Origin of the sequence: Methanolobus chelungpuianus, from assembly GCF_024500045.1 — an archaeon.
Lineage (GTDB): Archaea > Halobacteriota > Methanosarcinia > Methanosarcinales > Methanosarcinaceae > Methanolobus > Methanolobus chelungpuianus.
In genome coordinates this window covers 135,458-159,549 of record NZ_JTEO01000001.1, presented here as the reverse complement: position 1 = coordinate 159,549, position 24,092 = coordinate 135,458, and the positions used below count along the sequence as shown (strand labels likewise).

Sequence of the window (24,092 nt, the reverse complement as noted above, 5' to 3'; positions counted from 1 at the left end):
GATGTTCAAGAGATATGGAACGGAAAAAGGTATTGAGTCGCTGCTCTTTATTTCAGCAGCAGCGGCAGTCCTTGCCCTTTTCCTTCTCTGTTTATTTTTATTCCGGGATGGAATCCTGCTTTTTAAAGATTATTCCTTCAGTAGTTTCCTGACCGAGAAAAGCTGGTACCCCACATCCTCATATCCCCGCTTCGGACTTCAGCCCCTGCTTTTCGGTTCGATCCTGGTGACAGTGGGAGCGATCCTGTTTGCAGTACCTCTCGGAATAGCAGCAGCAATATACATGTCCGAGCTTGCCGGCCCCAGGGTTGCTGGCGTACTGAAACCTTTAACAGAGGTACTTGCAGGCATCCCTTCAGTAGTTTTTGGCTTCTTCGGTCTTGTCGTGCTTGTTCCCCTGGTCCAGGATGCTCTTGACCTTAGTACCGGACAGACCGCACTTACAGGATCCATAATGCTGGGAATAATGGCGCTGCCCACGATCATCTCCATATCGGAGGACGCTATCAGTTCCGTCCCACGGTCCATAAAGGAAGGATCCCTTGCCCTCGGGTCCACAAGATGGCAGACCATCCACAAGGTAACAGTTCCAGCGGCACTTTCAGGAATATCGGCTGCAGTGATGCTTGGCATAGGACGTGCGATCGGTGAGACCATGGTAGTAATGATGGTTACAGGGAACACTGCCATAATGCCAGGATTCCCCTCCGGCCTGTTCGAACCTGTAAGAACTATGACAGCTACTATTGCGCTTGAGATGGGAGAGGTCCCCCAGGGAAGCGAACACTTCCACGCACTCTTTGCAGTGGGATCCGTGCTATTCATAACCACTTTCTTGATCAACATAGTAGCCGGCCATATCAAGGACAGGTACAGGTTCAAATTGTGATAATATGCTCTCAAATGCAAAGACAAATGAAAAAATAGCTTTCACTCTCTTGCGGATGGCCATGGGACTTGTGGTGCTGTTTGTACTCATCATTCTGTATTATATTGTAGCCAATGGTTACAGTGCGCTCAGCCTGGAGTTCCTGACAAGCATGCCGGCTAAAAGAATGACAGCAGGAGGCATCTATCCTGCAATAGTAGGAACCATTTACCTGATAATAGTTTCAATGGCGTTCGCGCTCCCCCTGGGAATCCTTGCAGCGATCTACCTGAACGAGTATGCAAGGCCCGGAAAGGTCACATGGACCATTGAGATGGCTATAAGCAACCTTGCAGGAACACCTTCAGTAGTGTTTGGCCTGTTCGGGCTTGCCATGTTTGTAAAGTACCTCGGTTTCGGACCCTCCATACTTGCAGCATCCCTTACACTTGCATTGATGATCCTGCCGGTGATAATAAGGTCAAGCCAGGAAGCCCTTATCACCGTCCCCAGGGAATACCGTGAAGCTTCACTTGCCCTGGGTGTGACGAAGTGGCAGACTATCCGCAGGGTCGTACTGCCCGTAGCAATCCCGGGTATGGTGACGGGAGCCATATTAAGCGTGGGCAGGGTTGCCGGAGAAACGGCACCGATACTGCTAACCGGCGCAGCATACTTCCTTCCAAGACTGCCTGATTCGGTTTTCTCGCAGTTCATGGCGTTGCCTTACCACCTGTTCGTGCTTGCCACCGCGGGCACAAACATAGCACAGACAAGACCCATCCAGTACGGTACGGCACTGGTACTCATGATAATCGTACTCGGAGTCAACGTTTTTGCCATAGCCATACGAAACCATTACAGGAAGAAAATGCACAGGTGAAGATCAATCCCATAAGCAGTACCAACTGATAATAAACTGATCCAGAGGTAACATTTGTGACAGATGATTTTACAAGCGATACGGAGATAGAGGTCAGAGGGCTCAACCTCTGGTACGGCACAAACCATGCGCTGCATGACATATCTATAGATATACCTAAGAACAGCGTAACAGCCTTTATCGGGCCTTCGGGCTGTGGTAAATCCACATTCCTGAGGTGTCTCAACAGGATGAACGACCTTATCCCAAACTGCAGGATAGAAGGTAATGTGAATATCAACGGAGAGGACATATACAGCAAGGCAGTGGATGTTGTGGACCTGAGAAAAAAGGTAGGAATGGTGTTCCAGAAACCTAATCCTTTCCCCATGTCAATACATGACAACGTTGCATACGGGCCCCGCATACATGGCGCTCCCAGAAAAGAAATAGACGGCATTGTAGAATATGCACTCAGATCCGGTGCTCTCTGGGACGAGGTTTCCGGCAGGCTGAACACCTCAGCCCTTGACCTCAGCGGCGGCCAGCAGCAGAGGCTCTGCATCGCAAGGACCCTTGCAGTGAAACCGGAAGTCATACTCTTTGACGAACCATGCAGTGCGCTCGATCCCATATCCACTAACAAGATAGAGGACCTTATACTGGAGCTTAAAAAGCAATACACTATTGTAATAGTTACTCATAATATGCAACAAGCTGCCAGGATTTCCGATTATACGGCATTCTTCCTACTTGGCGACCTGATAGAGTTCGGAAGAACGGAGCAGATATTCGAGAGCCCGCAGAAAAGAGAAACTGAAGATTATATTACAGGAAGGTTTGGGTGAAATATGACACGTACACACTACCAGCACAGTCTGGATGTTCTCAAGAAGAACGTGATGGAAATGGGAGAGAAATCGCATAAGCTGGTCACAGATTCCGTGAGGGCATTAGGTTCAAGGGATATCGGGCTTGCAGAGGAGGTCATTGGCAGAGATAAGGAGATCGATGGTTACGATCTGAAGATAGAAAAGTGCGTTTCCCAGCTTATCGCACGCGAGAGCCCGACAGCCGGAGATATGAGATTTGTGACATCCTGCTTCAAGATATCGCTTGACCTTGAGAGAATGAGCGATAATGCAGTGGACATTGCCAAAGGGACCAGATGCCTTGAGGAAGGACATACACAAGCTCCGGAAAACATCTTCAGGATGGCAGAACTGGGGCAGGAAATGCTCAGGCGGTCCATGAAGGCTTTTGACACACTGGACGAGAAGCTCGCCAGAGCAACGGCTAAGGAAGACGACAAGATCGACAGGCTCTTCTATGAGACCCAGAGGGAGCTTATCGAAATGATGAGTGATGACAAGTCCATGATAAACAATGCATCTTACCTGCTGTTTGTCATACGCTACCTGGAGCGCATAGGTGACCATGCGTGCAACATCTGCGAGAGCGTGGTCTACATGGCCTCAGGCGAGAGAGTGGATCTGAATTAGACACGGGATCGTGTAAAAAAGAAAAGGGGCGCAAGGCCTAGAAATCAAACAGGGAGCTCTGCGATCTTGCAGAAGGGGAACTGCCTGAGGGCTTTTCCTCTCTCTTCTTCCTGTTGTTGACCGCCGGTTCCCTTGGCCTGTCAGAGAAATCGAACAGGCCTTTTTGTTTGGAGTCATAATCGAGGTTGGAGATGTCAACCCCAAAGGCATCCAGTATCCTCTCTACGGGCGGAAGCACCTGTTTCTTGATATAGTAATCTACGTCGATAGGTATGTTGTGCTCCCTGACATATTCCGGGTCCTCTGCACGGTTGACGAAAAGGTCTTTGCCTGCCGTAATGACAAAGGGAATACGTTCACCGACAGCTGGCGGGGCACCTGTCCGCTCCTCTATCTTTTCAACAACAGTGAGATGGGGCTGCTTGTTCTTATAGCGGGAGGCATTCTTCGAGAACATGCGTGTCATGGTAAGGTCGTCGATTATATCCTTGTCCTTGCGCACATCGATATTCCTCACGCGGTCCACCACCTGGCGTACGTGGGAAACTGCCGCCTCAACATTACCTTCCTTAAGGATCAACTCCAGGACACGGTTAAGCGTCTTGGATGTAAGCTCACACCAGTCCCTCCGGACAGTTTCCATGCCTTTGACCTTGATGGAATCCTTCCATTCATTTCCTGCGCGTTCAAAGACCCATATTGCATATCTCTTCTTGGCCAGGAAGATGCCTCTCCTTGCTATGGATTCGAATTCAAGTTCCATCGGGTCAGGCAGTGAGGCTGAAACCGTATCTGCGATCCTGCTGCCCACAAGGCCTGCATCATCGAGGGATATGGGAGTCTTTGAAGTGCACTGGACGAAAACACTGTCTGTATCCCCGTACACAACTGAAAGTGAGACTGTCCTGTCGCCTGCCCGGGGAACATCCACTTCCTCTGTGAAGAGAACCTTGCTGTCCCTCAATACGACCTTGTTGATCTGTCCATTGATGATGGCCCGTGTATTAATGATATTCTCCCTGCCGAAACTCGTAACTGCATTGGCAAGCGGGAGACTGTAAAGCCTTGCTCTTGTATAACCTGAATACCCGTAGAAACTGTTAAGCAGGATCTTCAGTGCAAGCTGGGTTGCATCGAGCACCCGATGCTCTTCCTCACTGGAGGCACCCTTCATGCGCTTCTTGGTCTCTATTCTCCGGTTCAGGAGATTCTCCAGGATAGTCGGCATGACGCCCTTGAAGATTTCCGCAGATACGAATTCCCCTCCCGAAGGAGGCTTTATGGTCTCTCCCTGCGGGCGGTCCTTTTCCACAACGGTGGTATAGCAGAGGTTATGCGCCATCATTATGGTCGGATAAAGTGACTTGTAGTCCATTATGATGATGTTCTCGATAAGCCCTTTCTTTGGCTCGAGGACCTCACCGCCTTTGAGACCTTCACTGCTGAGGTTCCTGAAGCCTACCTCATCATCGGAGGGCTTGGGAGGAATTACGCGATCCCGTTTGCCATATTCCCTGAGCAACAGGTTATCCACCATGGAGGTCTGGCCGCCGTCGACAACCTCCTGCAGCAGGGAACCGCTTACCTGGGACACCGCAATATACTTGTCCAGCAGCCTGAGCCTCATGAACAGTTCCAGGGCAAGCTCGGAGTCACGCTGGGCGTAATCGATGAAACGCAGTATCTTTTCCCCGGAGTCTTCCCAGTGCTCTTCCATCTCGGAGGGGGCGATGTCCAGTTTCTCCATATCAAGGAGTTCCTTTGCCACGTTGCGGAGCGTGTATCGCTTCAGACTGAACTGGCTGCGGATAAGAGGCAGCGCATCCACAACTACCCTCCCGGGCATGGAGACCATGGTGCGGGTCCCTATCTTACGGTAACTGAGCAGCCTGCCGTCCCTGCCTGTTACCGGCCTGACCGTATTCACAGGATCGTTGAGGATGCTTACCCTGTCGACAATATAGGGAATATCGAAGTCCAGTATGTTGTAGCCACCGACAATGTCTGGATCGTACTGCTGGAACACTTCGAAGAAGCGGTTGAGCATATCGGCTTCACTGGCAAAGGTCTCCACATTATCGCTTACTCCTTCTACAGGCTTTGAGACCAGCACAAGGGAGCCATAACCCTCAAAGGCAGGGCTGAAGGAAAGGCTGACCATGATTATGGGAGATGTCTCGGGCATGGGCAAAGACCCGCCCAGAGGCAGGCATTCTATATCGAATGCAAGATACTTCAGAGGGGCGTTTGAAAGTTTCTCGATCTCCTCTATGGAAGAGGCTGTGATGACGTCGTCACAATAAAGTCTCTGGTCCGGGGAACTATCGGAAGAGGGCTCAACTGAAATCCAGCCCATGCCGTGCAGTTCACGGTCAATGAGGAAGCGGTTCCTGAAGAGGATATCCGTCTCGTATATCTCCTTGACAGCAGGGATGCCTGCTATCTCATCGCGTATCTCGGGAACGTTCCCGGGATCGTAGGTGGTCACCTTGAGCATGGGCTTCGGAGACACTTGGTAGCCTACAGGCTCGAATTTATTAACGATCTCCACTTTCTTTATCGCGGAGGAAAAGCGCTCTTTGAGCAACTCACCGGCAGATCCGGGGTCGCTTTTAGTGTTCACATAGAAATAGGGCTCAAAACCAGGTACAAAACAACAGACGCTCCTGCCATCCTCTCCTCTCCCGAAAAGCCGGATGACGGGTCCCTTGTCCTCACGGACATAATCAGCGTCCAGTATCTGAAAATTCATGGCTTCCCTTATGGTGGTACTATTCATATATGTTTTGTTTTAATGCCTGACCGGCATACTCCGGAACTGCCTTCCCGAGAGTAAGAACAAGTATATCTATAAGGCCGGATAAAACTCCAACTGGTTATTTGGGGAATGTAACTAGTGAAAGGGGTAGTATGAATGAATCAAGATCATGTCAACTACTGGTGGGTGTTTCCAGGATTTAAGGTAGAACGAGTCCTTTCAGGGCTAAACCTGCCGGTGAACATTGCATTTGTACCGGACACGGGTAATATTAAAGAAAAGCCGTTATTTTATGTAACGGAACTGTACGGGCAGGTAAAGGCAGTAACAAAAGATTATAAAGTGCATACATATGCCGAGAATTTGCTGGACTACAGACCCAGCCACGAATTTCCGGGCACAGGTGAATCCGGGGTTATAGGGATATGTGTAGAACCCCTGACAGGTGACCTGTTCATATCACTGGTATACAAGGAGGGTGAAAAAACAAAGGCCAAGGTTGTCAGGACAAGCAGCGGCGATGGACTGAGGATGGAATCTCATGAAACCATCATAGATGACATACCTTCTACTTTCCGCTCCCATCAGGTACAGGCTGTTACTATCGGACCTGACAGTAAACTGTATATCAACAACGGGGATGGAGGAGAGGCATGGAAATCGCAGGATGTGAACGACCTGCGCGGGAAAATATTGCGGCTTAATCCTGACGGGACCATACCCTGGGACAACCCCTATCAGGATAGTCCGGTATATGCCGGAGGCCTGAGGAACCCTTTTGGAGGAGTGTGGAGAAAAAGCGATAACCATCTCTATGTTTCGGACAACGGGCCGCATAAGGATGACCGCATTGCAAGGATAGAACCGTATGGTAACTATGGATGGCCCGGAGATATGCGCAAAGGATCCATATTCTGGTGGCACCATACCCAGGCTCCGACAGCCTTAGACTTCATGCAGGGAGGGCAGTTCCCGCCCCAATTCAATGACCACTTGTTCGTAGCCCTTTTTGGCAATACCTACAGCGAAGGAAGAGTGGATGGAAAGGGAAAGAGGATAGTTAAAATTGAACTGAACGCCCAGGCAAGTGCAGTCAAATCATATGACGATTTTGTAATATATACCGGCAAGGGACCTGCAAGCCCATGCGGCCTGGCCTTCGGACCGGACGGACTGTACTTCTCAGACCTGCATGGAGAAAAGGACAGCGGGGGAAATATCTATAAGGTAACTATTGATCCTGAAAAGCTTCAGGGGCTGATAGAATACGGAATGGAAGACGAGTATCCGGGATTCTGGGCAGAACTCCGGAGCTGGGCTAGGGCTAAAGGAATTGCCTGATTTGTCCTGAGAGGATTGGCGGGGAATATCAATGGAATATATAAAAATATCAGGAACAGATATCAGAGTATCAAGGATTGGCCTAGGAACTCAGCCAATCGGCTATTTCGATAAGGAGTCGGGCATGCGGACCATCAGGAAGGCGCTTGACCAGGGCATTGATCTCATGGACACCGCACCCGTGTACGGTGACGGAAGAGCTGAAGAGATCCTGGGAGAAGTTTTGAAGGACTACGATCGCGAGGAAGTGATAATCTCAAGCAAGGCAGGGATGGAAAAGATCAACAGTAGACCTGTAAGAAATGCCAGTCCTGAACTGATGGAAAAGACACTTGAGCAGTCGCTTCAAAGGCTTGGCACGGACCACATAGATATTTTCCATGTACACTGGCCTGATCCGCTTTATCCTGCAGAGGAAACTGCCAGGTTCATGGGCGAACTTAAGGAAGAAGGAACCATAAGGGCTATCGGGGTCAGTAACTTCAGCTCCGAGCAGACATATGAGTTTTGCAGGCATGCGGAGGTCAATGTCTCCCAGCCCCCGTACAACGTGTTCGAAAGAGCTGTGGAGGTGGGTGTACTGCCCTTCTGCCAGAAGAACGACATAACGCTCATGGCATACAGGACCCTCTGCCAGGGCCTGCTTACAGGGAAGATGAGATTGGATGCTGATTTCAGCAGCCACCCGGTGAAGAAGGCCGACCCGAAGTTCCAGTCTCCAAGATATCAACAGTATCTGGAAGCTGTGGGCAGGATAGATGACTTCATGAAAGAAAAGCATGGCAGGACAGTACTGGATCTTGCCGTCCAGTGGATCCTTGGCTACGATAACACCATAGCCCTCTGGGGCGGATGGAAGCCTGAGCACATGGAGCCTGTCAGCGAGATCTTTGGCTGGAAACCTGATCCGGAAACAAGGGACCAGGTGGTAGAGATAATCAGGAAGACAGTCAAGGATCCGGTGGGACCGGGATTTCTGGAGCCTCCAACAAGGCAGAAAACAGATTAAAATGGCTGCATGAGCAAAATCACTGCCAATAAAATGTAAAACATGCCCGGAGCGTGACTCGAACACGCGACCTCCAGATGTCTCAGGAGATTTGGACGCACGGTTAATATTCCCTATGAGTCTGGCGCCCCAACCGACTAGGCTATCCGGGCAGTGCAGCATGTAAAAGGGCAATCTTGTATTAAAGCGTGTCGATTGAATATCGCATTCCATTACCTGTTTTTAATAACGCCTGAAAGAAAATAGTAATGAGGAACCGGATCAATACCCGGTTGCCTCAGCCAGAGCACGTGCGGACTCAGGGTTTGCGGAGTTGCCTCCGACAACGATCACAAAGTTCTCGTTGCTCCAGATATACCTGTACCTGGCAGCCTGTGTTCCGTCTGCAGTCGTGTAGGTGTTTATCCGTGTTGCAGCATGATCATTAAAGGAGTCTTCGGTAAAGCGCTCCCCAGAGGAAAGCGGCCTGAAGGTAGCCTTGTACTGCTCCACGAAGTTCTCTGCCGCAGAGCTGCTTTCCATCTCAATGGCATGGATGTAGTAATCCACAGCACCGGTGTCCTGGTATAAGCCCTCTGCCGCGCCGGTAAGATCCGATACCGCGACATACTGCCTGCTGACCTCATCCACTGTCATGGCCCTCGAACCCAGGTACTCAAAGCCGGAAGCATCTTCAACAACCACAACATCAGCAGCATCCACTCCGGACATATCCCTGCCGCCGTTCCCACCGATACAGCCGGACAGCGCCAGTGTAAGCATCATGATAGCAAGTGTGCTGCACACTAAAAGTTTCCTGTTCAGTTTCATCTGTAAACCTCAAACTGCGAAATAAACATTCGCCGTTCTAAATGAATTGCATTAAAAAAAGAATTGTAGAAGGGAAGATCCCTTCTAGCGTTTATCTATTGTTCGTTTAGTTCCTTCTGACAAGGTATGCGACTGCAAGGAGACCTGCAACTGCGAAGATTGCCTCAAATCCTGGGGACTCTTCCTCAGGAGTGTCGACTGGAGTGTCGTTGGTTGGAGTGTCAACTGGAGTCTCGTCAACTGGAGTCTCGTTTCCTGGAGTCTCGTTGCCGTTGTCGACTGGAGTCTCATCGGTTGGAGTGTCAGGCTGGGTTACGCCATCGCCCTCGATAGTTACTGTAGCGAATGGGTAATATCTTACTGCAGTATCGTCTGCAACCTTGAAGCTCATGCCCTGTGCGATTGAAACAGTCTTGTCTCTTGTAAGGGTTATGGAGTTAGTGTTTTCCATAAGGAGGTAGTCAGCTCCTACTGTTACAACCTCGAGCTTGTCGAAAGTGTCATCAGTCTCGATTTCAAGTACATTCTCGTAGTCCATGAGCCAGATACCGTCAACAACTGCAAGGCTGTCAACCTGTCCCTGGAAGACGTTGGTAACTGCGACTCTCAGAACTGCAACATCATCCTCACCGGCGATATCGTCAGCTTCGTAAGTCCAGACTGCGGTAGAGCCTGTGGATACATCGAGGATCTCATCTTCTATGAACTCTCCGTCCTTACTGAACTCTATCCAGACCTTGTTACCTTCAACATCGATCTGCTTTGCAGTAATTGCATAGCCTTCTGGAAGCTGAAGTGCTGTACCGGTTCTCAGAGTGTACTTCTGATCTGCATCCAGAAGAAGCTTTGAGAGCTTGTCTGGTGTGTTGTTGTCGAGTGGGATGTACTTCTCAGCGAAGAGACCCATGACATTGTAAGAGCCAAGCAGGTTGCCACTTGCATAGTCTACGGACTCGATTGAGGTGTTGTATGTAAGGTCGCCTGCTGCAATGGTACGGCTGCTAATTGCTGCGATCTCCATTGTTTCAGTAGAAATGTTGTCATCCAGGTCATAGTAGAAGCCTGCGAAGTTTGTAGCGTCGAGTACGCCAGGGCCTGTTAAAACAGAACTCCTGATCTCAACACTGGTAGCTGCACTTGCTGACATTACGGTCAATGCCATCAGCATAAGGGCAACTACTACAGTTGTCGTTAATTTAGTCATTTTTGTTCCTCCGTTTAGTTCTAATGTCAAAGAGTGAGAATCATGGAATAAAGCACGATTTGTGCTTTATGGGCTTCAGCCGGACCGGACGATTTGTCGGGTTCGTTTATTGCCGAAGGAGACTTCATCACCCTCCTAATCCCGTCATATTGGATTACAAGTGTTCTATTAAACAATTGCCGTATTAAATCTTTTGTGGTCAAAATTCGGGGAATTATCACACTGCACTGGCAAGTATCGATGCATTTGACGGTAAATGTCGAATTAAAAGCTCCCATGTTCGATAAAAGCCGATGAAAACCTGAGATTTGAGGTTCTTTTATATATGATAGGATGAAAGCCCATCGTACTTGTATCTAAATTAATAGGGCCAGGCAGTACCTGATCTTCAGCATCTGTTTTACTAAACACATGCAATTATCAGGGATAGGATGCCAGATTGGATTTATAGTATAAATGCCTGCCTGTACTTTCATCCGGACTGATATTTTTCCACAATCTTCTTCATGACATGGATTCACACGGATGAACACGGATTTCGGGAATTTTGGATATAGAATTCTCTCCGGGCCCAATCTGTGAATCCGTTATTATTATATGTGCCAGGACATTTAAAATAAGGACAGGACCTCAGATTAGCCTGATAACCCCTCATTATAATAAGAATAAGTTCAATATATTTATATATACGGTACAATAGAAGACATATCGTAAAAATCATTCATCCGCTTTGATACAAAACATGACCTCCCTGCTACAGGGAGTTATTGATCTCACAAGGAGTGAAAAAGTAAAATGTTCGATGGTGCAGTTTCTGAAGTAATCTCGATGGAGGACGCGGCAAACCGGGTCAAGACAGGCATACCCGGCTTTGATGAGCTGTGCGGTGGCGGGCTTATCAGGGACAGGACATACCTGATATCCGGCACATCGGGTGCAGGGAAGACCAACTTCTCAATACAGTTCATATATAACGGCATTACCAAGTACGGAGAGAACGGGATCATAGTCGCGACCGAGGAGCGGCCCGAGCAGATACGGGAGAACGTCCTGAAGTTCGGCTGGGACCTTGAGGCACTCGAGGAGGAGAACAAGCTGGTGATAATCGACGCATGCTCCACCAAGATAGGCATCCCCTCCCAGGAGAAATACGTCGATGTGCGGCCCTTCGATATCCGTTCCATGATGGACCAGATCATCGCAACCCAGGAAGAGATCAATGCCCGGCGTGCGCTCATCGATTCCACAACATCCGTAAGTTTCTACCTGCAGGACCCTGCGAAGATCAGGATAGAGCTCCTCAAGCTCAGTACCACGCTGGAGGTCATCGGCCTTACCTCAATGATGACATGCGAGCTGATCGAAGAAGAAAACCCTTCCAGGTTCGGCGTGGAAAACTTCGTCACCGACGGGACCATCGTACTATACTACAAAAGGCATGAGAACGTGCGCATGAGAAGCATGGAGATCTACAAGATGCGCGGTTCCGACCATAGCAAGAAGATCCACCCCTATGACATAACCCCCGACGGGTTCGTCATCCATCCGCACGAAGAAGTCTATTCCATGTTCTGAATGGAACGGGACCAGGGCTCCGGAAACAACAAAAGGCCATCTTATCTGCCGGATACCGGTCCATCGTTCTTCTTCATCGAAAGATAGGATCATAAAAAAGAGATGTGCAACTCAGAGAACTGCCATCAAGCAGGATTCCCAAGTCCCTGTAACTTAAAGCCACCTGTTGAAGCGGTAAAATGGAAGAATTGAAAAATATCTCCTGTGGGATTAAAAGCCTGGATGAATTGCTGGGAGGCTTCAGGTCACCATCCACTATGCTGATAGCAGGGACTGCAGGGGTCGGCAAGACGATCATGGCTCTGCAGATGCTCTCCGAGGCAGCCCGTAACGGGGAAAGTACATTATATATCCCTATCACCACCGAGAAAGAACATAAGCTCAGGATGTACCATTCTACGCTTGATTTCTTCGATGATTCATTCAGGGTACATCCGATCAACCGCCAGCTTTCTGAAAAAGACCCCCTGACAACGCTTATAGATATCGGCAACGTCATAGACTCTGCCAAACCCGACAGGCTCGTGATCGATCCTGTCACGCCTCTTGGCTTCGGGTTTGTGGAACAGGAGCGCAGACGCTTCTTCTATACGCTGGATTCGATGCTGCAGGAGAGGGACATGCTTACCCTGCTTGTGGGAGAACTGGTACGGGAAGAGCTGCACAGGTCAGTCATCAGCCATCTCTCTGACGGGATCATATATCTTTCACGTGCAGATAAGGGAGCAAGAGCTGACCATTACCTGGAGTTTGTCAAAATGAGGGGCATTGATCCTGGAAAGAGGCCAGAGATCACATCCTGTAAATACCTGTATGATATTACGTCGAAAGGCTTTACAGTCTATCCACACCTTAAGCCCGAGAATGATTTCAGGCTTGACGATTCACGGGTAGAGGCCGGGATCCCGGGCCTTGACTGCATGCTGGGAGGAGGGATGATCAGATATAGCAGCACCCTTGTAGCAGGAAAGCCTGGCACCGGGAAGAAAATATTCGGTCTTCAGTTTATCAGCCAGGGCCTGCAGAATAGTGAACCCGCACTGGTAGTAACTTTCGACGACTCCCCCCACCAGTTACTCATGGATGCGAGAAGAATGGGATGGGATCTGCTCCCCTATATCGACACAGGGCAATTGCGCTTTATCTGCACGAACCCTGGCAGCATCTACCCTGCAGAACATGCACTCAGGATCAAGAAAGACATAGAAGCAGCAGGTGCAACAAGGGTCTTCTTCGATGGCATCAACAACCTGGAGATATCCATACCTGATCACCTCAAACTGCGCGGATACCTGCACTCCCTTACAAGCTACCTTAAAAGTAAAAACATCACATCATTATTTACAACAGACACTGAATCCTGCGATTGCCCCGGTGACGAGAGAATAGATTTCGCCTACATCATGGACTCCGTGGTGATCCTCCACAGCTCCAATGCAAACAGCCGTATGTACATGTGCATAACAAAATCAAGAGGCACGAAGCATAAGAATGCCGTAAGGGAATATTCTATCACGGAAGAAGGGATAAAACTGCGTACTGACACCCTCCTCGGGTAAAAGAAAAAGGCAGTAGAGGGTCAGATAGTGCGTACCCGCTTCTCTACGGCGTCACCAAGCTCGGTCAGGCTATAGGAGCCGTTATCCTGCTTTATGAGACCCTTTTCCAGCAGTTCGTCAATGATCTTTTTAACAGAAGGGCTGGCGATATGCATGTTCTTTGCCAGGCGGTCCACGTCCAGTTCATGCTTTGAGCCCAGAAGGGAAAGAAGTTTCTGCCTATTCTTGTTTCCTGTCACAAATCCTATCATGTCTTCCATTTTATCCTCACTATCAATAGGAGCCACATAGTATAATTATTTTCTCACTTCATGTCTTATTAAAGAGCATCAGATCAGATATCGCTTCAAGCACAGGTCTTTAGCCACCAGTTTATGCTTTCCCAGTGTACTTCAGGCAGATTCACACGAGAAGGGATAGATTTCGGGAACACTGGTTTTAGAAGCCACTGCCACGTAAGAGCAGTGTAAATCAGTGCTGATCCATGTCTGAAAAAATAAACAGGAAAACACAACAAACCATAAAGACATGGATTTGCGCAGTTGAAAATGAATCTTACATAATTAGTTTCATTAGATTAGAAAGAGGTTTTAAGAAGTTGCGATACCCGCTTACTACTGGGCCATAAGGATACATTTATAAACGGTGATGTATATGTAGTTGTGGCGGGCTAGTCCGGGTAGGCCGGCGTTACCTGTAACCCGAAATCGCCGATATGCGGGGGACGAAGCCAAGAGGAGATGTCTGGATCATTTTCAAACCTGTGATCTCAACTGAGAAGCCCCGTCCTGTTTGGATGGTGTCGGTATAAGGGCTTGTTGGAGAACCTGTTCTTATATCTTAACTGCGGGAACCAGTTCAGGACCGGAAGGGAGCAGACCTACCGTGGGCAACTATCGCTTGCAGGGCTGCGGGGTGGAGAAGAGGCCACAGATAATTTGAAGATGTGAAGGGCAGCGACTTGCGGCGTGCCCGCTACCTGACTCCAGAAGCATTAAATACATTGCTTGCATTTAGGGACGCATTCTGATAGTGACGAGATAGCCAAGCCCGGTATGGCGCAGGATTGCTAATCCTGTGGTGCTTCGCATCACGGGGGTTCGAATCCCCCTCTCGTCGTCCATTTTTCCGGTTATTGAGACGTCGGGGCGAAAAGAACTAATCACATGAGCTCTTATCCAACCACGTTATGTCAGAGAAAATACCCCTCCCGGTTCTGAACAATCATCCGAGGAACCAGACGAAGAAGACCGTGTCCTGCAATTCCTGTGGCACGGGAGGTTGCAGAGGCGGCTTCGGAATAAAGCAGGGATCTGAAAAGGAAGAAGCCTTCAGGCTCATATTCCTGTATGTTGCCATGGGGATCATTATGTTCGTAGTAGCCTACGGAATAATGAGACTTCTATCTTACATCAGCGGATAAGGTTATTCTTCCGCTTTGGCCCTGGAGCTGACCCTTCTACTGTTTCCTTCGCTACTATCTTTTCGCCAGCCAGAGGATATCGCTGCACTCTGCCACAGCTCAGGCATGTGATGTTAAGGCGCCCGTCTTTCAGGCGGACCCTGCAACTGGCCCCGGGAGAGAGAAAGGAGCCACAGCCTTTGCACATTTTCCTTTTCAGTTCAGAAGGCAGGCTCACCCGATAGCGCATCCCGATCCGTTTTGCCAGGGAAACATACCTGTTGCTTCTTACAGGACTCTCCGCATACTCCCTGCCTGCCAGATCGAACAGGCAGACTATACGTTCATATGCGATGTCCTTTGCAACTGCTTTGTTTTTCTGTCTGTGTTTTGCCATGGATACTTCCTCAGAAAGGATCAAGGATGATTACATCTATGTTTGGCGCTCCTGATCCGACCATCCGGGAGAATTTATCCGGATCAGCATCCTGCCTCCCGGGATCATAATGCATAGGTATGGCGACCTTGGGAGAGAGAATAACTGCAGCCTCAGCAGCTTGTTCCTCCTTCATGGGAGAACGGCCGCCTATGGGAAGAAGGGCTACATCTACCGAGAAGTCACGCATCTCGGGTATTACGGCAGTATCGCCTGCATGATATATCCTCAGGCCGCCTATTTCAAGTATATACCCAACACCGCCGTTCTGCGGTTCAGGGAGGGTTTCACCCTCGTATGCAGGAACCACTTCTATGCCCACGCCTTTTATAGCAAGTTCACCCGTCAGGGAATCACCTGCTGCGACCCTTCTGGCGTCCCCCCTGAAATCAAGGCTGACGCTTTCGGGTACAAGTGTCGTTGCATCGCCCTTGCGGACCTTCCGGATGGACTCCGGATGGCAGTGCTCATCATGTTCCTGTGTTATAAGGAGTATGTCTCCCATATCCTCTGAAGGAACATCGTATGCAGGCAGATACGGGTCGATGTAGATTACCCGGTCATCCCCTTTGATCATGAAACCTGCGTGCCCTAGCCAATCTATTGTCACACTGCCAATTGTTACACTGCCCAAATTATCACTTCATCAGCCTTGCGCCTGTATTTTATTATGATACTCCTATAGTACTACAGATGACGACATGATATATCTTAAGTTTGCTGAGCCGGCGAACTGTGACGACAGTTATATCAGATGGATTGTAAATGAATATTCTAACTCACCACCAGATCCCTACAGACATCATGAAAGGCATGAACTATAAGAAAACCAACATTCTCTGCTCCTCAGCAGATCCGGCAAGCAGAAATATCAAAGAGAAGTTACTGTTGATCCGGGAGTGGAAACCCGTGGAGGAGCTTCCGCGATTGTGGGAAGGCCTCGCCGGTATACTCGAAACTGACACCCACAGGATAATCGAGATCGAACAGCATCACATATACCAGGACCGTATCGATGAGACCATGGAACAGCATGGATATGATACCGACCTCATCATTGTGGCGTCCAGGCATAAGAGCAGTGACGGCAGGGCAGTCCTGACAGCACATTTCACAGGAAATGTCAAAAGTGCGCATTTTGGCGGGAGGCCTTTTGAGCTGTCCGTACCGGCCCCTTTTATGATCAGTTCCATCCTTCGCAACATGCAGCATCTTGCAAAAGGGACCGGCTTTGAGATAAACATGGAATCCACTCACCACGGCCCCACAGATATTGCAACTCCAATGGTGTACGCCGAGATCGGCAGTGGGCCGGAGCAGTGGGTCGATCCGGCTGCAGGAGAGATCGTTGCAAAGGCAATAATGGAAGCTGAGCCGGTAAATCAGCCGGTGGCGATTGGTTTTGGAGGCGGGCATTATGCAAGCAGACAGACAAAGCTGTTACTTGAAGAGGACATCACTTTCGGGCATAATTTCCCGGACCATCAGCTGGGCGACATAGATATTGAGCTTATAAGGCAGGCTTTTGACAAGTCCGGGGCAAAGTTCGCATACCTGGATCGGAAATCGATGCCTGCCAGGGAAAGGGACAGGATACAGGGCCTCCTTCAGGAGCTGGGATACATCGTACTGCGGGAAGGGGATATAAGGGAGTTGAGAGGTCTTGACTGGGAACTGTTCCTGGATATCCGCAGGATGGCTGAAGAACTGTGCCCCGGAGGCAGGTTCAGGATAAACAGGTGTTTCAGGAGCGCAGCGGCCAGTGCACTGCAGGCAGGACAGGAGGAGAAGATCCATGCTGCAGTGGTGAACGAGCAACTGCTACAGGAAGTAGTTTCCGTGGACAGGGAGGCACTATACCGGACCCTGGAAGAGTTTGCTCCCGTTTATCTTGAAAAGGAGAATGGCACATTATCCGGACACATACTGGGCTTCGGTGAAAAGGTAAGAATAATGACGCAGGATATCATAAATGAATGCATTAAAATACTAAAAGAGCATTATGAAGTTAAATATATTCCAGAGGAGAATCTAATTTATATAGTGACTGAGAAGTTCAGTCCCGAGATGGCAAAGGGGCTTGGTGTCGGTCCGGGTCCTCTGTATGGAAAACTGGCCAACAAGGAAACAGTTATAGTCAATGGAAATGTTATCGGACCGGAAATGGTCCACGTGCGAAAGATTAAAGAAATCCCATTGACCATTCACTAACAATCACCCGTAACTGAATACACGACATCTGAGGGAAAAAAGATGAAATCCATAGTAGAAGAGGCACTGGCAAGGTCTGAACAGGAAGCGCATCTTCGCAACCCGGCTAGAAGCCAGGATCAGAGAGACATCAATGCTGAACTAGAAGAAATGCTGCGTGAGCTGCAAACCAATATCAAGGTAATTGGTTGCGGTGGCGGTGGTTCTAACAGCGCGCAGAGGATGGCTGACGAAGGAATAAAGGGCGCAGAGCTTGTTGCGCTCAATACGGATGCACAGCACCTCCTGAACATAAGTGCCGACAGGAAGATACTCATCGGAAGGAAGAAGACAAGAGGACTTGGTGCAGGCAGCCTTCCGCAGATAGGAGAAGACGCAGCCCTTGAGAGCGTGGATGATATTGCCAGCGTGGTTCAGGGAAGCGACATGGTATTCATTACAGCCGGACTCGGAGGAGGAACCGGAACAGGTTCAGCCCCAATTGTTGCAGAGGCTGCAAGGGATGCAGGCGCACTGACCATCGCAGTGGTAACATTGCCTTTCAGCGTGGAAGGCCATGTGAGGCGCACAAACGCAGAAGCAGGCCTTGAGAGATTAAGGGATGTGGCAGATACTGTCATCGTCGTACCAAATGACAAGCTGCTGGAAGTAGTTCCCAGGCTGCCCCTTCAGGCAGCATTCAAGGTTTCTGATGAAGTCCTCATGAGAGCCGTAAAAGGTATTACAGAGCTCATCACAAAACCAGGGCTTGTCAACCTTGACTTTGCCGATGTAAGGACCGTGATGCAGAACGGAGGAGTTGCCATGATAGGTCTTGGCGAGGCAGAGGGCGAGGCAAAGGCAGTGGAATCCGTGCAGAAAGCACTTCGCAGCCCGTTGCTGGACGTTGATATCTCAGGTGCTACATCAGCCCTGGTCAATGTTGTGGGCGGACCGGACATGACCATTGCAGAAGCAGAGAGCGTAGTGCAGGAAGTCTACAACAGGATTGACCCGGAGGCAAGACTTATATGGGGTGCCCAGGTGGATAACTCCCTTGAGAATACCGTGCGTACCATGATCGTGGTTACCGGAGTGAAGTCCCCGCAGATCTACGGCCACGGCGGTGCAAAGAACGTCACCAGGAGATACGGCATAGACTTTGTCAAATGAAGTCCTTATAAAGACAGACTACCGGTTGAACAGTACTGAATGCACTGTTCAATCGAAAGGTATTTTATTATATACGCTATTTAGATGGCTCTATAAATTGCGTTTGGCAGGAATTTACCAAAGCTATTATCCTATCATCTTATCAAGCTTAACCGGTTGTGAAGTACTTGGCAGAAGAATTTGATATTAAAGAACTTAACAGTAACATAGGCCAGACCCTCAGGTCCTACCTCAGGGTGCTCAAGCTTACAAAGAAACCCTCCAGGGAAGAGTTTCTGACTATAGCAAAGGTTGCCGGGCTGGGAATCCTCGCAATCGGATTTGTAGGGTTCATCATATACGTGCTATTGGTAGAATTGCCGAGAATGGTGTGAATATGGCCGAAGATTCTGCGATATTTGTGGTCAAGACTACTGCAAATCAGGAGCGCTCAGTTGCAAACATGCTCACACAGGTCGCACGCAAGGACCATCTTGATATCAGGGCGATAATCGCCCCTGATGAGCTTAAAGGATATGTTCTCATCGAAGCACCCGAACCAGGTGTTGTTGAACAGGCCATCCAGACAGTTCCCCACGCGAGGACAGTTGTCAAGGGAAGGTCAAGCATAGAGGAGATATCCCACTTCCTTACTCCGAAACCCACTGTAACAGGCATAACAGAAGGCGCGATCATTGAGATCACTTCCGGCCCGTTCAAGGGAGAGAGAGCCCGCGTCAAGAGAGTGGACGAAGGTCACGAGGAGATCACTGTGGAACTCTTCGATGCAGTTGTACCGATACCTATAACTATTCGTGGCGATACTGTAAGAGTCCTCAGGAAAGAAGAAGAGAACAATTCCTGATACAATTTATTTATAATCAAAATTCAATGGTGATGTTCAAATGGCAAATGTCGTTGAAGCACTGGTCCCGGGAGGCAAAGCAAACCCAGGACCACCACTTGGTCCGGCACTTGGTCCTCTGGGGATCAACGTAAAAGCCGTGATCGATAAGATCAATGAGAAAACAAAGGATTACAACGGAATGCAGGTCCCCATCAAGGTAATAGTTGCTGCGGACAAGACATTCGAGATCGAGGTCGGTACACCCCCGACAGCAGCACTGATCCTGAAGGAACTTGGACTTGAGAAGGGTTCAGGAGCCGCAGGGACCACCATGGTAGGCAATCTCACAATCCCGCAGGCCTCCAAGATAGCACGCATGAAGAAGGATGATATGCTTGCATACACCTTAAAGGCCGCTGTCAAGGAAGTCCTTGGTGCTTGTGTGCCAATGGGCGTCACCGCTGAAGGGATGCATGCCAGGGAATGTCAGAAGGCCATTGATGAAGGCAAGTTTGACGACGTGCTGGCAGCAGAATCCTGGTAACCGCACTTACACAGGCCTGACCGATAGGTTTAAAACTGTTGTTTAAGTAAAGGTGCCCGTTAGACAGAGTTTCAGTCATCTAACTGAAACTCTAAATAAGCCGTAGTAGACCGGAACGGTCCTGCCTGAACATTTTGTTCAAACTACGGGAGGTAAAGAATGGCAGAACAAAATATAGTAGAAGCTATTAACAGGTTATTGCAGGAGTCACCACAGCGTAATTTCGCTGAGAGTGTGGACCTGGCTATAAACCTTAAGAATCTTGACATGAGTCAGCCTAAAAACCGTGTCGATGAAGAGATATTATTACCGCACGGTTTAGGAAAGGACCTCAAGATCGCTGTTTTTGCGAAAGGAGAAGTAGGTCTCCAGGCAAAGGAAGCGGGTGTCCAGTACGTATTCACTGATACGGACATCGCTGACCTCGGTGCTGACAAGGCACGCGCAAGGGCTATTGCCAACGAATGTGACTTCTTCATTGCCGAAGTTCAGTATATGGCCCAGATCGGTAAGAACCTGGGTGCGATCCTTGGTCCGAGAGGAAAGATGCCAACACCCCTGCCACCTGGCAAGAATGTTGGGGATCTTGTGAACAACGCAAAAAGCTCCATCAGGATAAGATCGAAGGACAGGCTTACGTTCCACGTATCTGTAGGACGTAAGGACATGGATGTCAACAAGCTGGCAGACAATGTGGAAACTGTCCTGAACAGGGTCGAGCAAGCTCTTGAGAAGGGTAAGCATAACATAAGATCTATCTATGTTACGACCACCATGGGCAAATCCGTGAAGGTGGTATAAATGGAAGACATTCACCACGCAGAGCGCGTTCCTCAATGGAAGAAACAGGAAGTTGAGGAGATCAAGGAACTCATCAGGAAGTATCCCCTGTTCGGAGTAGTGGGTGTCGCCGGAATTCCTGCAAAGCAGCTTCAGAAAATGAGAAGGGACCTTCAGGGTACTGCTGTTTTGAAGGTTGCAAGGAACACACTCATCAAAAGGGCATTTGACGAATCACACGAAGATGTCATGAAGATGGATGATTACATCGACGTGCAGACAGCCCTTATCTTCACCGAACAGAACCCGTTCAGACTTTATAAGGTGCTTGAACAGAGCAAGAGCCCCTCACCCATAAAGGGAGGAACTGTTGCACCCAAGGACATTGTTGTTCAGGCAGGTCCGACCGGTTTCCCGCCAGGACCCATACTCGGAGAAATGCAGAGTGTAGGGATACCGGCTGCTATAGACGCCGGTAAGGTAGTGGTAAGGGAAACGAAGACGGTTGCAAAGGAAGGAGAGGTCGTCTCCCAGAAACTTGCAGCCATGCTCACAAGGCTTGAGGTTTACCCGATGATAGTGGGCCTGGACCTCAGGGCAGTCCTTGAGGCAGGTTCAGTCTTTACACCGGACGTACTTGCCATCGATGAGACAAAGTTCTTGTCAGATGTTATGCTGGCAGCCCGGCAGGCACTCAACCTCTCAGTCTATGCAGCATACCCGACCGCAGACAGCATCCGCGCGATCATTGCAAAGGCTACAACAGAGTCACGCAACCTTGGTATCAATGCAGCTGTGCTCGAACCGGACATCATGGATGCCCTGCTTGGAAAAGCATACTCACAGATGCTTGCAGTGGCATCTGCAGCTTCAGATGTTAACGGGGAAGCGATCGATGACGAGCTGAAAGAGGCCCTTGGAGCAAGGGCATCAGCAGCAGCGGTCATAACCGAAACAACTGCAACTGAGGCCGTTGAAGAGAAGGAAGAAGAGGAAGAGAACAGCGAAGAGGAAGGAATGGCCGGACTCGGAGCTCTTTTCGGATGAACAGGATGGACATAATTACAGATTTACATTAATAAACAAAAGGTGATTTCACATGGAATACATATACGCAGCACTTTTATTGCACAAAGCAGGTAAAGAGATTACAGAAGCAACAGTCACTGCCGTACTTCAGGCAGCAGGCGTAGAGGTCAACGATGCACGCGCAAAGGCACTCATCGCAGCCCTTGAAGGCGTAGACATCGAAGAAGCAATGGCAACCGCAGCAGTCGCAGCAGCACCAGCAGCAGTCGCAGCAGCACCAGCTGCAGCCGCAGCAGCACCAGCAGCAGAAGCCAAGAGCGAAGAAGAAGACAAGGAAGAGGCAGAAGAGAGCGGAATGGCCGGTCTCGGTGCACTCTTCGGGTAAACATCGATCATTACTGCTCGCCCTGTGCGAGCAACTCTCTTTTTTTAGCTGATTTATTATCATAAAAGCAGCATCATAAGACAAATCTATTTGATGCATGATGTGACAGTCCACAAGCGTGAACTGCCTTGCTTCACAGGCACTTCTAAGTCCTCTTAAAGAACATTATCCCAAATAGTACAATTGCACTTGAAAAGCCTAATATCCCTATCAAAGGCAGGTATCCGGTTCCTTCGGCTGCCAGATAGGTCGATGTTATGAGGATCGCCAGCAGGAATACATACTTAGAGATTGTGTCTGCAAGCTTGTATCTTTTGATCTCACTGCTCTTCTTCTCTAATTTCTCTATCCTGTAGCCGCGGATTGTCTCGATCACATCACTGACACCCTGAGGGAGCTCCTTGATTATCTCCAGATATCTGTCCCCCTCCAGCTGCAGGTACTCGGCAGCCTCAAAAGGCGAATATCTTTTCATGAAGACCTGCGTGATGACGGGCTTGGCGTTCTCCAGCAGGTTGAACTTCGGGTCAAGTTCCAGGCAGTTTGCCTCGATCAGTATCAGAGCCCTTTCAAGGGTTGAGAACTCACTTGGAAGGGACAGGTCGTACTTAAGTCCCAGGGTGGCATAGTTATCACTCTGCCTCTCGCCTACGGAATAATTCTGTTTTGATATGATATCATCAAGGTCTATCTTGAAACGGCGGACATCAATATCCTCCTTGTATATCCCGGATATTTTCAGGAAAGCCTCAAAAACGATATCCACTTTTTTCTTGTAGATACCATAGAAAAGGTTAAGCATATTGCGGCGCAATTGATCATCAATGCTGCCCACCGCTCCAAAATCGATATAGGCTATACCATCCTCCTGGAGAAGGATGTTGGAACTATGCGGGTCGGCATGGTAGAAACCGTCGATATAGACCTGTTTGAGATAACTGCTGCTGATCAGCTTTGCATACCACCTTCTTTTATCGGCAGGTATCCGGGAAAGCTTCCTGACAGGTATGCCCTCCATATAATCCATGATCAGGACATTCTCATTGGAGAAATCCTCATAGACTCCTGGCACATGTATCCCTTCCACGCCTTCAAAATTATCTCTGAAGCGCTTGAGGTTCCTCGCCTCGTTCCTCAGGTCCAGCTCCCTGTTCAGCACGTCCCTGAATTCAAAAAGAAAGGCATCGATGTCGAAATTACTGCCAAGCCCCAGTGCCCTTACTATTAAAGGCTTGAGGTCGTCCAGGATTGCAAGGTCCAGATTGATTATGTTGATAAGATCGGGTTTTGTTATCTTTACAGCAACCTTCTTACCCTGGTACACGGCTTCGTAGACCTGTGCAATAGAGGCGCATGCAATGGGAGTGGTATTGAACTCATCGAATACCTCAAGCACATCAAAGTCCCTGCCAATGTCGGCATCATCCGATGGCCTGCAAGCGAATCCGCCGAACGCGGCCTTCATCAGCTCAAAATCAACCCTCCTCACATTATCCTGGAGACGGGAAAGTTCCTCCACATAAACGGCAGGGACAAGATCCGGTCTCTTGCTCAGCATCTGCCCAAGCTTGACAAAGGTGGGGCCAAGTTCCTCCAGCGCCATCCGCAGATTCTCAGCATTCTTCCTGTTCCTGATGTCTGCCGTACACAGGTTGCGCCTGTTTGAAACATAGTAACTGTTGACTTCGCTGTAAAGAGCACTGAAAAGACCGTACCTGTAGAATACCCTGAAAATAGTGACATACCTGCGGAGTTTTTTGAACATCATTTTATTATTTGACCTGTAACTAGATATATTTTCGTATTCTCCTGCCCTTTTTACCGGGATGGCATCTTATG

24 protein-coding genes, 2 tRNA genes and 1 other RNA gene are annotated in these 24,092 nt (G+C 49.1%); 19 read left to right on the top strand and 8 right to left on the bottom strand.

Annotated features, from left to right (window positions below):
- Position 1: 1 nt before the first annotated feature.
- The 4 genes from pstC to phoU are packed head-to-tail and all read left to right on the top strand — an operon-like array spanning position 2 to position 3,232.
- Positions 2-889, top strand: a complete 888-nt coding sequence (gene pstC, locus PV02_RS00835; RefSeq protein WP_256621430.1) for a phosphate ABC transporter permease subunit PstC — start codon at positions 2-4, stop codon at positions 887-889.
- Between the two features lie 4 nt (positions 890-893).
- Complete coding sequence (pstA, locus tag PV02_RS00830) at positions 894-1,751, top strand: phosphate ABC transporter permease PstA (RefSeq protein WP_256621429.1); 858 nt, start codon at positions 894-896, stop codon at positions 1,749-1,751.
- A gap of 56 nt (positions 1,752-1,807) precedes the next feature.
- Positions 1,808-2,578 carry a phosphate ABC transporter ATP-binding protein PstB gene (pstB, locus tag PV02_RS00825; RefSeq protein ID WP_256621428.1) on the top strand — a complete coding sequence of 257 codons (771 nt, stop codon included), beginning with the start codon at positions 1,808-1,810 and terminating at the stop codon, positions 2,576-2,578.
- A gap of 3 nt (positions 2,579-2,581) precedes the next feature.
- Positions 2,582-3,232: a phosphate signaling complex protein PhoU gene (gene phoU, locus PV02_RS00820; protein WP_256621427.1), complete on the top strand. Its 651-nt coding sequence runs from the start codon at positions 2,582-2,584 to the stop codon at positions 3,230-3,232.
- Between the two features lie 37 nt (positions 3,233-3,269).
- On the opposite strand, the gene PV02_RS00815 is transcribed toward phoU, so the two are convergent.
- A complete protein-coding gene (locus PV02_RS00815; RefSeq protein ID WP_256621426.1) occupies positions 3,270-5,984 on the bottom strand; it encodes a DNA-directed DNA polymerase in 2,715 nt (904 codons plus the stop codon).
- 162 nt (positions 5,985-6,146) lie between these two features.
- Here PV02_RS00815 and PV02_RS00810 point away from each other — a divergent pair, with 162 nt between their 5' ends.
- Together PV02_RS00810 and PV02_RS00805 are read left to right on the top strand one after the other, a co-directional pair.
- On the top strand, positions 6,147-7,331 hold the full coding sequence (locus tag PV02_RS00810; protein ID WP_256621425.1) for a PQQ-dependent sugar dehydrogenase: 1,185 nt from the start codon (positions 6,147-6,149) through the stop codon (positions 7,329-7,331).
- Between the two features lie 31 nt (positions 7,332-7,362).
- Positions 7,363-8,340, top strand: coding sequence for an aldo/keto reductase (locus tag PV02_RS00805; RefSeq protein WP_256621424.1), 978 nt, complete (start codon positions 7,363-7,365; stop codon positions 8,338-8,340).
- 43 nt (positions 8,341-8,383) lie between these two features.
- On the opposite strand, the gene PV02_RS00800 is transcribed toward PV02_RS00805, so the two are convergent.
- The 3 genes from PV02_RS00800 to PV02_RS00790 all read right to left on the bottom strand — a co-directional run bounded on the left by PV02_RS00800 (position 8,384) and on the right by PV02_RS00790 (position 10,354).
- A tRNA-Met gene (locus PV02_RS00800) sits at positions 8,384-8,492 on the bottom strand.
- A gap of 109 nt (positions 8,493-8,601) precedes the next feature.
- Positions 8,602-9,150: a hypothetical protein gene (locus PV02_RS00795; protein ID WP_256621423.1), complete on the bottom strand. Its 549-nt coding sequence runs from the start codon at positions 9,148-9,150 to the stop codon at positions 8,602-8,604.
- 106 nt (positions 9,151-9,256) lie between these two features.
- Positions 9,257-10,354: an S-layer protein domain-containing protein gene (locus tag PV02_RS00790; protein WP_256621422.1), complete on the bottom strand. Its 1,098-nt coding sequence runs from the start codon at positions 10,352-10,354 to the stop codon at positions 9,257-9,259.
- Positions 10,355-11,149: 795 nt separating this feature from the next.
- On the opposite strand from PV02_RS00790, the gene PV02_RS00785 reads away from it, so the two are divergent.
- Both PV02_RS00785 and PV02_RS00780 read left to right on the top strand, forming a co-directional pair.
- Complete coding sequence (locus tag PV02_RS00785) at positions 11,150-11,929, top strand: ATPase domain-containing protein (RefSeq protein ID WP_256621420.1); 780 nt, start codon at positions 11,150-11,152, stop codon at positions 11,927-11,929.
- Positions 11,930-12,108: 179 nt separating this feature from the next.
- Positions 12,109-13,488: an ATPase domain-containing protein gene (locus PV02_RS00780; RefSeq protein WP_256621418.1), complete on the top strand. Its 1,380-nt coding sequence runs from the start codon at positions 12,109-12,111 to the stop codon at positions 13,486-13,488.
- Between the two features lie 20 nt (positions 13,489-13,508).
- Here PV02_RS00780 and PV02_RS00775 read toward each other — a convergent pair whose 3' ends face one another.
- Positions 13,509-13,748 carry a winged helix-turn-helix domain-containing protein gene (locus tag PV02_RS00775; protein WP_256621417.1) on the bottom strand — a complete coding sequence of 80 codons (240 nt, stop codon included), beginning with the start codon at positions 13,746-13,748 and terminating at the stop codon, positions 13,509-13,511.
- Between the two features lie 403 nt (positions 13,749-14,151).
- Between PV02_RS00775 and ffs the strand changes: the two genes are divergently transcribed.
- The 3 genes from ffs to PV02_RS00760 all read left to right on the top strand — a co-directional run bounded on the left by ffs (position 14,152) and on the right by PV02_RS00760 (position 14,911).
- Positions 14,152-14,466: signal recognition particle sRNA (gene ffs, locus PV02_RS00770), an RNA gene on the top strand.
- Between the two features lie 56 nt (positions 14,467-14,522).
- Positions 14,523-14,607: transfer RNA gene (locus PV02_RS00765), tRNA-Ser, on the top strand.
- A 70-nt stretch (positions 14,608-14,677) separates the two neighbouring features.
- The gene (locus PV02_RS00760) at positions 14,678-14,911 is read left to right on the top strand and encodes a hypothetical protein (RefSeq protein WP_256621415.1); all 234 of its coding nucleotides are present in this window, start codon (positions 14,678-14,680) and stop codon (positions 14,909-14,911) included.
- On the opposite strand, the gene PV02_RS00755 is transcribed toward PV02_RS00760, so the two are convergent.
- Together PV02_RS00755 and PV02_RS00750 are read right to left on the bottom strand one after the other, a co-directional pair.
- Positions 14,901-15,287: a ribonuclease P protein component 4 gene (locus PV02_RS00755; RefSeq protein WP_256621414.1), complete on the bottom strand. Its 387-nt coding sequence runs from the start codon at positions 15,285-15,287 to the stop codon at positions 14,901-14,903. The two genes, PV02_RS00760 and PV02_RS00755, sit on opposite strands and share 11 nt — an antisense overlap.
- A 10-nt stretch (positions 15,288-15,297) precedes the next feature.
- Positions 15,298-15,936 (bottom strand): MBL fold metallo-hydrolase, encoded by a 639-nt coding sequence (locus PV02_RS00750; RefSeq protein ID WP_256621413.1) that lies wholly within the window; start codon positions 15,934-15,936, stop codon positions 15,298-15,300.
- A 155-nt stretch (positions 15,937-16,091) separates the two neighbouring features.
- On the opposite strand from PV02_RS00750, the gene PV02_RS00745 reads away from it, so the two are divergent.
- From PV02_RS00745 to rpl12p, 8 genes are all read left to right on the top strand, one after another.
- Positions 16,092-17,537: a D-aminoacyl-tRNA deacylase gene (locus tag PV02_RS00745; protein WP_256621412.1), complete on the top strand. Its 1,446-nt coding sequence runs from the start codon at positions 16,092-16,094 to the stop codon at positions 17,535-17,537.
- A 42-nt stretch (positions 17,538-17,579) separates the two neighbouring features.
- Complete coding sequence (ftsZ, locus tag PV02_RS00740; protein WP_256621411.1) at positions 17,580-18,689, top strand: cell division protein FtsZ; 1,110 nt, start codon at positions 17,580-17,582, stop codon at positions 18,687-18,689.
- A gap of 167 nt (positions 18,690-18,856) precedes the next feature.
- A complete protein-coding gene (locus PV02_RS00735) occupies positions 18,857-19,063 on the top strand; it encodes a protein translocase SEC61 complex subunit gamma (protein WP_256621410.1) in 207 nt (68 codons plus the stop codon).
- Between the two features lie 2 nt (positions 19,064-19,065).
- Positions 19,066-19,533 carry a transcription elongation factor Spt5 gene (locus tag PV02_RS00730; RefSeq protein ID WP_256621409.1) on the top strand — a complete coding sequence of 156 codons (468 nt, stop codon included), beginning with the start codon at positions 19,066-19,068 and terminating at the stop codon, positions 19,531-19,533.
- A gap of 40 nt (positions 19,534-19,573) precedes the next feature.
- Complete coding sequence (locus PV02_RS00725; RefSeq protein ID WP_256621408.1) at positions 19,574-20,059, top strand: 50S ribosomal protein L11; 486 nt, start codon at positions 19,574-19,576, stop codon at positions 20,057-20,059.
- Between the two features lie 159 nt (positions 20,060-20,218).
- The gene (locus PV02_RS00720) at positions 20,219-20,860 is read left to right on the top strand and encodes a 50S ribosomal protein L1 (RefSeq protein ID WP_256621407.1); all 642 of its coding nucleotides are present in this window, start codon (positions 20,219-20,221) and stop codon (positions 20,858-20,860) included.
- On the top strand, positions 20,861-21,886 hold the full coding sequence (locus PV02_RS00715; protein ID WP_256621405.1) for a 50S ribosomal protein L10: 1,026 nt from the start codon (positions 20,861-20,863) through the stop codon (positions 21,884-21,886). It abuts the gene before it with no gap.
- A 52-nt stretch (positions 21,887-21,938) separates the two neighbouring features.
- The gene (gene rpl12p / locus PV02_RS00710; protein WP_256621404.1) at positions 21,939-22,253 is read left to right on the top strand and encodes a 50S ribosomal protein P1; all 315 of its coding nucleotides are present in this window, start codon (positions 21,939-21,941) and stop codon (positions 22,251-22,253) included.
- 145 nt (positions 22,254-22,398) lie between these two features.
- Here the strand turns inward: rpl12p and PV02_RS00705 are convergent, their stop codons facing one another.
- The gene (locus tag PV02_RS00705; RefSeq protein ID WP_256621403.1) at positions 22,399-24,021 is read right to left on the bottom strand and encodes an ABC1 kinase family protein; all 1,623 of its coding nucleotides are present in this window, start codon (positions 24,019-24,021) and stop codon (positions 22,399-22,401) included.
- Positions 24,022-24,092: the final 71 nt, after the last annotated feature.